This is a genomic window from Halomonas elongata (assembly GCF_029081005.1).
Lineage (GTDB): Bacteria > Pseudomonadota > Gammaproteobacteria > Pseudomonadales > Halomonadaceae > Halomonas > Halomonas elongata_B.
Map to the genome: position 1 here is coordinate 43,536 of NZ_JAJQTQ010000024.1, position 9,740 is coordinate 53,275.

Genomic DNA, 9,740 nt, shown 5'->3' on the forward strand with positions numbered 1-9,740 from the left:
GCGTCAACGGTACCCCCCGTTCGGTCGTCGAGGCTTGCTCGGGGCCATCACGCTTGTTATAGTGCGCGCCCTCGATAAGCACTTGATCGCACGTCGAGTTCGGCATCAAAACATGTCGTCTGTGGTGGCCCCGTCGGTCCTCCCGCAACGCTAGATCGCAAACCCCGCCAGGCCCGGAAGGGAGCAACGGTAGTGATGGACGCGTGTGCCGGGATGTGGCTGTCGGGGCCGCCTCCATTTCGGCCTTGTGTTTCGATGGCCCGATGCGGGTTCTCCTTCCGCTCGTTTCTCCTCATCTCCCTGTCTCTGTATTTCCCTGTCGTCAGCGCTCCACCGCGTTTTCTCGATGGCAATCGTCGCTCGCCTATGGCTCGCTTGATGAAACGAAGCGTCGAGCCGATCATCCAAGGCAGTGGCGAACGCGATAAGGAGGCCAGGATGAACGCCAAGCGCATTCTCGATCAGTTGATGAAACAAGCTGGCAGCAGCGGCTCCGGGTCGGGCGGTACAGACCTCAAGGGCATGGTCGATAGCCTGTCGTCCCAGTTGGGTGGCGGCAGTGGCCAGAAGGGCGGCCTGGATCCGAAACAGCTGCTGGGCGGGGGCGCCCTGGGCATGTTGGTCGGCTCCAAGCGGGGGCGCAAGATGGGCGGCAAGGCGCTCAAGTATGGCGCCATCGCCGGTGTCGGCATGCTGGCCTGGAAGGCCTGGCAGAATTCCCGAGGTAATACCGGCAGCAGTGTCGAAGGCGAAGAAACGCGAGAGGGTCGGCCCATGGATCACCTCGAAGGCAACCAGCAGGAACAACGTAGCCTCGAACTGCTCCAGGCGATGATCATGGCGGCCCGCGCCGATGGCCATATCGACGAACGAGAACGCGCCTTGCTCGCCGAGCAGATCGACGAGATGGGCGCCGATGACGAGCTGCATGACTGGGTGGAGCGTCAGCTCAAGGCGCCGCTCGATGCGCTGGCCCTGGCCCGTCAGGCAGACTCTCCCCAGGCGGCTCGGGAGATGTACCTGGTCAGCGTCGCGGTGATCGACGACGACAACCCCATGGAGCGCGCCTGGCTCGACCAACTGGCATCCGCGCTGGGGCTCGATGATTCGCTCAAGCGCGAGCTGGAGCAGCAGGCGGTATCTTCCTGAAATGCCTGTTCCTGGATGCTACGCTTTGTCTGAAAACTGGCTGCGCTTGCTCACCCAGCGTTAAAAATCGACTCAAAATACTCATTTAAACGGCGTAAACTCCGTCTTCTGACTCGTGACATCCCTGTCACTCGCTCTCCGAGCAGCGGAGCGGCCCAAATCGTCCATCCTGACGATTTGTCGTCGATTTTTGCCTTGTGACCCACATGGATGTGGGAAATGCGCTGGCCCGCCGGGAGCGGGCTTAGCCCTGACTATCGCTCGCCGACTTTTCAGACAAAGCTTGGATCCGGCGATATCCTGTCAGGCTTCCGAGATGCCCAAGGATCCGATGCCGATGTTGACCTTTCACAGCGCCGCCACCCAGCAACGCCGAGCCCGCACCGAGCTGGACGGCGGCGTTCTGGTGACGCCGTACGAGTGCCCCGAGCGGGTCGATCTGGTACTGAAACGTGTCCAGGAAAGCGCGCTCGGCGAGGTACGTGAGCCCGATGATTTCGGGCTCGACCCCGTGCTCGCCATTCATGACCGTGACTATGTGAACTTTCTCGCCGGATGCTGGGAGGAATGGCGAGCCCTGGGGCGCCAGGGCGAGGCGATCGCCTGGATCTGGCCGACGCGGACCATGCCGGGCGATGTCATTCCCGATCACCTCGATGGACGGCTCGGCCACTATGCGCTCTCGGCGGATACCTCGATCTGCGAAGGCACTTTCGAAGCGGCCCAGGCGAGCAAGGACATCGCCCTGTCCGCGGTACGCCACAGTCTGACCACCGGCGAGCCGAGTTTCGGCCTGTGCCGCCCGCCGGGCCATCACGCCGCCACCGACCAGTTCGGTGGATACTGCTTCTTCAACAACGCCGCGGTGGCCGCCCAGTACGCGCTGGATCACGGGCTCGGCCGGGTGGCGGTGCTGGACGTCGACTTCCACCATGGCAATGGCACCCAACAGATCTTCTATGAACGCGACGATGTATTGTTCCTGTCGCTGCATGGTGATCCGCGCCAATGCTTCCCGTATTTTCTCGGTCATGCCGAGGAGGTCGGTCGTGGACGGGGCGAGGGCTTCAATGCCAATTACCCGTTGCCGCCGGGCACCGACTTCGCGGCCTGGGCGAGGGCGCTGGACGATGCCCTGGAACGCATCCGCGCCGCCGGCTGTGAACTGCTCGTCGTTTCGCTCGGCGTGGACGCCTTCGAGCATGACCCGATCAGCGAGTTCAAGCTGACCAGCGACGACTTCATCGAGGTCGGTCGCCGCCTGGCAGATCTGGGGCTGCCGACGACCTTCCTGCTCGAAGGGGGATACGCGGTGGAGGAAATCGGCATCAATGTCGTCAATGTGCTGACCGGTTTCGAGAGCGGGGCGGCGGCTTGAGTGATCGGCATGGGGAGTGCAGGCACTTGCCGCGACTTTGCGCCCCGGCCACCACCCGGTAGAATGATTCGACTTTTACAGGGTTCGCCGTGGCCGGCGGATCAGATGTCTCCGGCTGCCAGCCGGCCCAGCTGCAAGGATTCCGAGCCGCATGAGCTATCAGGTACTGGCCCGCAAGTGGCGGCCGCGCACCTTCCATGAACTGGTCGGTCAGGAGCATGTCCAGCGTGCGCTGGTCAATGCCCTGGATCAGGGGCGGTTGCACCATGCCTACCTGTTCACCGGGACTCGGGGCGTGGGCAAGACGACCCTGGCGCGGATTCTGGCCAAATGCCTGAACTGCACGGCGGCCGGTGCGGGGGATGAGGGCGTGACCTCGCAGCCGTGCGGACAATGCTCGAACTGCCAGGCCATCGACCAGGGGCGTTTCGTCGACCTGCTCGAGGTCGACGCCGCCTCGCGCACCAAGGTCGAGGATACCCGGGAGCTGCTCGATAACGTGCAGTACGCGCCGACCCAGGGGCGCTACAAGGTGTACCTCATCGACGAGGTGCACATGCTGTCGACCAGCAGTTTCAATGCGCTGCTCAAGACCCTGGAAGAGCCGCCGCCGCACGTGAAGTTCCTGCTGGCGACCACCGACCCGCAGAAGCTGCCGCCCACGGTGCTGTCGCGTTGCCTGCAGTTCACGCTCAAGCACATGCCGCCGGAGCGTATCGTCGGCCATCTCTCGATGGTGCTCGAGGCTGAGTCCGTGCCCTTCGAGGAAAGCGCGTTGTGGCTGCTCGGCAAGGCGGCCGAGGGGTCGATGCGCGATGCCATGAGTCTGACCGACCAGGCCATCGCCTTCGGGCAGGGAGAAATCCACCACGCCGATGTGGCGGCCATGCTCGGCACCCTGGATCATCGGCACGTGCTGGCGCTGATCGAGGCGCTGGCCGAGGCGGATGCCGCCCGGTTGCTGGCCGAAGTCGCTTCGCTGGCCGAGCAGGGGCCCGATTTTGCCGCGGTGCTCGATGATGTCACCGCCATCCTGCATCGGCTGGCGATCGCCCAGATGGTGCCGGATGCCCTGGATAATGGACACGGTGATCGGGATGACCTGCTGGCGCTGGCGGCGCGCTTCACTGCCGAGGATATCCAGCTCTATTACCAGATAGGCGTGCAGGGGCGTGGCGACATGAGCCACGCACCGGACCTGCGCACCGCGCTCGAGATGACGCTGCTGCGCATGCTGGCCTTTCGCCCTCAGGGCGTGCCCAAGCCTGCCAGGACGCCGCTGCCGATGCGTGGCGAGAGTGGAGGTGGCGAGAACGGAGGCAGCGGAAGCCAGGGTGGCTCGCCTGCCGGTGAGCAGGGAGGCGTAGCGCCCGCCGCTGTCGAGCCGTCGACACCTTCCGCAGAGGCGGTGAGTGCACCGCCCCCCGAAGCCGCGCCTGGCCCTGCCCGGGAAACGGTACCCGAGCCGGCTCCCGAGCCCTCCGTCGGGCCGACATCCGACGAACCGCCGCAGCAGACGTCGACGCCGCCCTGGGAAGAGGCGCCCGTCGACCTGAATGACGCCGCCGCGCCGGCCTCGGCGCCAGAGGGGAATGTCGAACCCGAGGCGGTCGCGCCCGACGAAGCGGCAGGCACGGCACCGACCATCACGCCGGCCTCCGAGGTCGACAGCGAGCCGCCGACCGAGGTCGCTCCCGAGGAAGCAGAACCGGTGCCTGCCGAGCCGACCGGGGACGCGTCGGCGACACCGGCCGCCGAGTCCGTCGCGTCCGATGGTATCCTGACCCATGAGGTCTGGCTGTTGCGCTTCGATGCCCTGAAATTGTCCGGGCTCACGCGCAACCTGGCGGCTCATTGCATGGTCGAAAATGATGACGGCGAGGCCCTCCATCTGCGGCTGGACCCCTCTCAGGCGGCGATGCAGGCCGAGGTTCATGTGGAGCGCATTCGGGAGGCCCTGGCCGGGGCGGGCTTCGATCGGCGCCTGGTGATCACCGATGGCGAGCTGCCTGGATCGATCGAAACGCCCAGGCAGCGTGCCGACCGGCTCGCCGCCGAGCGTCATGCCCAGGCGGTTGACGCCCTGAAGGCCGATCCCCATGTTAAACAGTTGCAGCAGGCATTCGGAGCGCGCCTGATCGAGGCGTCGGTCAAGCCGTCGGGCGAGCACGCACAGGGGTGAGCACAAGGGGCCGTTTCGGCCCAGTAGACAGGACACAAGCGCCGGTGGCAGAGACTGCCGACGGCGTCGACATATCACGAGATGAGGATACCGCCATGATGAAGGGTGGAATGGATGGCCTGATGAAGCAGGCCCAGGAAATGCAGGAAAAGATGCAGCGGGCCCAGGAAGAGGTCGCCAAGGCCGAAGTTCAGGGCGAGGCCGGGGCCGGCATGGTCAAGGTGACCATGAATGGTCGCCACGACGTGATCTCGGTCGATATCGACCCGAGTATCATGGAAGAAGACAAGGAGCTGCTCGAGGACCTGCTCGCCGCCGCGGTCAATGATGCCGTGCGCAAGGTCGAGGCCAGTTCCAAGGAGCTGATGGAAGAAGCCACCTCCGGGATGAATCTTCCGCCGGGTTTCAAGATGCCCTTCTGAGGAAATACAGTACAAATGCCTGCGCGCGTAAATCACTTCGTTGCGCGGTGCTCGAAAACTCGCCTAACTATTGTTATGTCTCGTTTTCTGCGCTCCGTGCGCCTTGTGCTTTTCAGCGCTCGGCTATTTGAACAGCATTTCCCGCGCCTGCAAAGGACTACGCTCGTCTCCTTTGCACCGGTGGTTTCTCATGTCGCGTCAAGCATGATGTCTGCACGTCATGTTGTTCTCTTGCGAGATCGCGCATCGTGTTGAGTGGCTGATTCATGAATAGCCGCTTCTGCTGCCCCTTGAATGTAGGCACCGTATGAGCTTTTCCCCTCTGGTCGATCGGTTGATGGAGGCCTTCCGGGTGTTGCCCGGGGTGGGCCCGAAGACCGCTCAACGCATGGCCATGCACCTGCTCGAACGTGATCGCGAGGGTGGTCAGCGCCTGGCCGAGGTGCTGGGTGTGGCCCTCGAGCAGGTCGGCTATTGCCAGCGCTGCCGTACCCTGACGGAAGAAACGATCTGCGCATTGTGCGAGAGCGATCGACGTGACGACAGCGTGCTGTGCGTGGTGGAGTCTCCTGCCGATCTGTTGGCCATCGAAGAGGCCAGGGGATATCGGGGGCGTTACTTTGTCCTGCATGGCCACCTCTCGCCGCTGGATGGCATCGGTCCCGAGGACATCGGGCTCGATCAGCTCGATGCCAGGGTGGCCGAAGAGGGCGTCGAGGAAGTGATTCTCGCCACCAATCCCACTGTGGAGGGCGAAGCCACTGCCCACTACATCGCCTCCCAGCTGGGACCGCGAGGCGTGAAGCTGTCGAGGCTCGCCTATGGGGTGCCCATGGGGGGCGAGCTGGAGTACGTCGATGGTGGCACCCTCAGCCGCGCCTTCAATGGTCGCTTGCCCTTCGAGAGCGAGTGACCCCATTTCCTCACCGGAATACCGCATGCCCCTGACTCCCGAGATTCGCTGGATCGATACCCCCGAGGCCCAGGATGATGCCTGCGCCGAGGTGACCGAGGCCGACGTCATCGCCCTGGACACCGAGTTCTTCCGCGAGAAGACCTTTCATCCCGTTCCCGCCCTGATCCAGTTCTGCGTCGGAGGCGCGGCCTATCTGGTCGATCCGACGACGGTGGCCTGCACCGATGCCTTTCGCCGCCTGCTCGGCGAGGGGCCTCTGAAGCTGCTGCATGCGTCCAGCGAAGATCTGGAGGTCTTCAACCACTGGGCCGGCGTGGCGATATCGCCGCTGGTGGACACCCAGATTGCCCAGTCGCTGCTCGGCGAGGTACCGGCGATGGGGTATCAGAAGCTGGTCGAGTTCTGGGTCGGCGAGACCCTGCCCAAGGACGAGACGCGTTCGAACTGGCTGGTACGTCCCTTGAGCGAGACGCAGAAGACCTATGCCGCCCTCGATGTGATCTACCTGCTGTCGGTCTGGCAGGGCCAGCGCGAGTCGCTGGAGCGCCATGGGCGGTTGGGCTGGCTGGAAGAAGAGTGTCGGAAGCTGGTCGAGCAGACGGCGCGCGACGAAGAGAGCGATGGCCAATGGTACCTGCGACAGCGCCAGCTATGGCGGCTCTCGCCTCGCCAGATCGAGGCGTATCGGCGGCTCACCATCTGGCGTGAGGGGGAGGTTCGCCGTCGCGACTTGCCGCGCGGCTGGCTGGCCAGCGACAAGTTGCTCTACGGCATCGCCGAACGCATGCCCGAGAACCGCTTCGAGCTGGCCGGCGTGGAGGGCATGAAACCGCCTCTGGTCAAGCGTGAGGGTGATACCCTGCTGGCGCTGGTGCGCGAGGCGCGCCACGTCGAGGAGGGGGAGTTGCCGACGCCTCCCTGGTCGCCGATGGAAGCCGCCTTCAAGAAACGCTACAAGGCGCTGAAGAAGGTGGTCGGTCGCGAGGCCGAGGCCTTGGGGGTGGCGCCGGAGGTATTGTTGCGTCGCCGAGATCTCGAGGCCCTGGTGAGTGCCTCGCTGCGGAATGAGCCACTGCCCATGCCCGGAGGCTGGCGAGGCGAGTGTCTCGCCGAGGCCCTCGCGGATGTTCTCCACCAGGCATCGGAGGCATCATGACGTATCTCAAGGGCAAGTTGTTTTGCGAGGTCTTCAAGAGTTCGCACAAGGACGAGATGTATCTCTTCGTGGACAAGCGTGCGGGGCTGACCGAGGTACCAGACGCCTTGCTCGAGCGCTTTGGCAAACCGATACCGGCCATGAGCCTGCTGCTTACCGAGGAGAAGGTGCTGGCCCGAACCACCGGGGCCGCCATCATGGCGGCCATCGAGGAAAAGGGCTATTACTTGCAGATGCCGCCGGCCAAGGAGGATTACCTTCTGGATCTGTATCGCACGCCGACGGAAGCAAAGTATTGAAGTGACGAGCGACGAGTGAAAAGTTGCGAACCTCGTGGCTCGTAGCTGTCGATGGGAGAGGCATGAGAGAACGTTTCTGGGAGCGCTTTTCCCTCGAGGAATTGACCGACGAGGAGTGGGAGGCGCTGTGCGATGGTTGCGGCCAGTGCTGCCTGATGAAGCTCCAGGACGATGACGGGGATCTGGCAGTGCTCAACGTGGCCTGCGAGCTGCTGGATATCGGCAGTTGTCGGTGCGGTGACTATGAGCACCGTTTCGAACGCGTGCCGGACTGTCGGCAGTTGACGCCCGACCGCGTCGAGGCGTTCAGCTGGCTGCCGGGCTCCTGCGCCTATCGTCGTCTGGCCGAGGGGCGCAAGCTCGCCGGCTGGCATCCGTTGATTTCCGGTGACACTGAACGGGTCCACCGCAAGGGGATCAGCGTGCGAAGCTTCGCCGTGCCGCCGGAAGGGATATCCGAGGACGAACTCGAGGAGCATGTTATCGCGATTCTCCCCGTCAACGGTTAGGGAGACACTGAATAAATGCCTGTGCATGCAAATCGCGTCGTTGCGTGGTGCTCGAAAACTCGCCTAACAACCCGTTATGTCTCGTTTTCTGTGCTCCATGCGCCTTGCGCTTCACTATGCTCGGCGACTTATTCAGCGTCTCCTTAGCCACGAGGCCACGGTATGACCCGTACCCGACATGAGATTCCGAGCCTGCAGCTCAGGCTGGTCGCCGACAAGGACGTGGTGATCGGTCCCGGCAAGGCCGACCTGCTCGATGCCATCGAACGCACCGGGTCGATTTCCTCGGCTAGCCGAGAACTCGGCATGAGCTACAAGAAGGCCTGGCAGCTGGTGGCGACCATGAATCGTCACCTGCCCGAGCCGGTACTGGATACGGCCTCAGGGGGCCAGCAGCGAGGCGGTGCGCGGCTGACGACCACCGGCCATGAACTACTGACGCGCTATCGCGCCTTGCAGGCGCTTCTCGATCCCGACGCATCGCCTGCCGCCGAGCGCCTGCTCGAGCTGCTCGATCCTGCCGATCTCCCCGATTCCCCCACCTCGTGACCCTGGCGCTACGCCGCCCTTTGTCGCTGCCGGATCCCGGTGCCGATGCCCCATCGATAATCGCCGCCTTGCGACGTCGTGCGCGAGATGGGCGGTGGCGCTGGGTGGATGCTTGTCGCATGGTGTGTCGCGGGGCTATAGTATTTTCGTTATTTCCATTTATACATAACGGGGTCTGCAGCAATGCGGGGGACACGAATTCGGCGTGGGCAGGGGGGCATGGTTCTGACGTTGCTGGCGATGGTGGCGCCGGCGTCGGCGGACGATCGGGTCGAACTGTTCGCGGCAGCCTCGATGACCGATGCCATCGACCGGGCGGTAGCACGCTTCGAGGCGTCGCACGATGTGGATGTGGTACCGGTCTATGCGGCCTCTTCCACGCTCGCACGCCAGATCGCCAATGGGGCACCCGCCGAGCTGTATATCTCCGCCAATGTCGAGTGGATGGACTGGCTCGGCGAGCAGGGGGTGACGCTGACCGAGCGCACCGACCTGGTCCACAATCGCCTGGCTCTGGTGGCGCCGACCGATGCGCGCCGAGAGCCTTTCACTCCCGACGCGGGGGAGACAATCGCCGCGCGGCTTGGCGAGGACGAACGCCTGGCCGTCGGTGACCCGTCGCATGTACCGGCCGGTATCTACGCCAGGCAGGCGCTGGGATCGTTGGGGGAGTGGGAGGTGCTGGCACCGCGTCTGGCGCGTGCCGATAACGTGCGGGCGGCGCTGGCCCTGGTCGAACGGGGCGAAGTGCCCCTGGGGGTGGTCTATCGCACCGATGCCGAGGCCAGCGACGCCGTCCAGCAACTGGGCCTCTTCCCGTCGTCCTCCCACGAATCGATCACCTACCCGATCGCTGCGATCGGCGAGAATCCCTCGGAAGGAGCCCTGACACTGCGCCGCTGGCTGGAGAGCGACGATGCCATGGCGATATTTCGGAGGGAGGGGTTTGGAAGCCCGGGCTTCGCCCGGAGCGATAAGCCATAAGCTTGAAGCTGGAAGAAAACCCACCCGGGCTTCGCCCGGAGCTATAAGCCGTAAGCTTTAAGCTGGAAGAAAAACCCGGCCGGGCTTCGCCCGGAGCTAGAAGTCATAAGCTTGAAGCTGGAAGAAAAACCCTTGACCCCATGCCGTCGGGGTTCATGCTGCCTTCCAGCTTCCAGCTTCCAGCTTCCAGCTTCCA

Annotated in this window: 10 protein-coding genes and 1 other RNA gene; all 11 read left to right on the plus strand. The window is 64.0% G+C overall.

The annotated features are described in order from the left end of the window. Positions 1–131: 131 nt before the first annotated feature. The 11 genes from ffs to modA all read left to right on the plus strand — a co-directional run bounded on the left by ffs (position 132) and on the right by modA (position 9,544). Positions 132–228: signal recognition particle sRNA small type (gene ffs, locus LU493_RS15395), an RNA gene on the plus strand. A 210-nt stretch (positions 229–438) separates the two neighbouring features. Then, positions 439–1,149, plus strand: a complete 711-nt coding sequence (locus tag LU493_RS15400; RefSeq protein WP_275288681.1) for a tellurite resistance TerB family protein — start codon at positions 439–441, stop codon at positions 1,147–1,149. Between the two features lie 337 nt (positions 1,150–1,486). Continuing rightward, the gene (locus LU493_RS15405; RefSeq protein ID WP_275288682.1) at positions 1,487–2,527 is read left to right on the plus strand and encodes a histone deacetylase family protein; all 1,041 of its coding nucleotides are present in this window, start codon (positions 1,487–1,489) and stop codon (positions 2,525–2,527) included. Positions 2,528–2,678: 151 nt separating this feature from the next. Next, the gene (dnaX, locus tag LU493_RS15410) at positions 2,679–4,709 is read left to right on the plus strand and encodes a DNA polymerase III subunit gamma/tau (RefSeq protein ID WP_275288683.1); all 2,031 of its coding nucleotides are present in this window, start codon (positions 2,679–2,681) and stop codon (positions 4,707–4,709) included. A 95-nt stretch (positions 4,710–4,804) separates the two neighbouring features. Continuing rightward, a complete protein-coding gene (locus LU493_RS15415) occupies positions 4,805–5,131 on the plus strand; it encodes a YbaB/EbfC family nucleoid-associated protein (RefSeq protein WP_275288684.1) in 327 nt (108 codons plus the stop codon). 307 nt (positions 5,132–5,438) lie between these two features. After that, complete coding sequence (recR, locus tag LU493_RS15420) at positions 5,439–6,044, plus strand: recombination mediator RecR (RefSeq protein ID WP_275288685.1); 606 nt, start codon at positions 5,439–5,441, stop codon at positions 6,042–6,044. Between the two features lie 25 nt (positions 6,045–6,069). Beyond that, entirely contained in the window at positions 6,070–7,203 is a 1,134-nt protein-coding gene (gene rnd / locus LU493_RS15425; RefSeq protein WP_275288686.1) for a ribonuclease D, read from the plus strand. Continuing rightward, a complete protein-coding gene (locus LU493_RS15430) occupies positions 7,200–7,502 on the plus strand; it encodes a YcgL domain-containing protein (RefSeq protein WP_275288687.1) in 303 nt (100 codons plus the stop codon). The genes rnd and LU493_RS15430 overlap by 4 nt, the downstream gene beginning before the upstream one ends. A gap of 62 nt (positions 7,503–7,564) precedes the next feature. Next, the gene (locus LU493_RS15435) at positions 7,565–8,011 is read left to right on the plus strand and encodes a YcgN family cysteine cluster protein (protein ID WP_275288688.1); all 447 of its coding nucleotides are present in this window, start codon (positions 7,565–7,567) and stop codon (positions 8,009–8,011) included. A gap of 162 nt (positions 8,012–8,173) precedes the next feature. Then, complete coding sequence (locus LU493_RS15440) at positions 8,174–8,560, plus strand: winged helix-turn-helix domain-containing protein (RefSeq protein ID WP_275288689.1); 387 nt, start codon at positions 8,174–8,176, stop codon at positions 8,558–8,560. Between the two features lie 219 nt (positions 8,561–8,779). Then, positions 8,780–9,544 carry a molybdate ABC transporter substrate-binding protein gene (gene modA / locus LU493_RS15445; RefSeq protein ID WP_275288690.1) on the plus strand — a complete coding sequence of 255 codons (765 nt, stop codon included), beginning with the start codon at positions 8,780–8,782 and terminating at the stop codon, positions 9,542–9,544. The last annotated feature ends 196 nt before the right edge of the window (positions 9,545–9,740 follow it).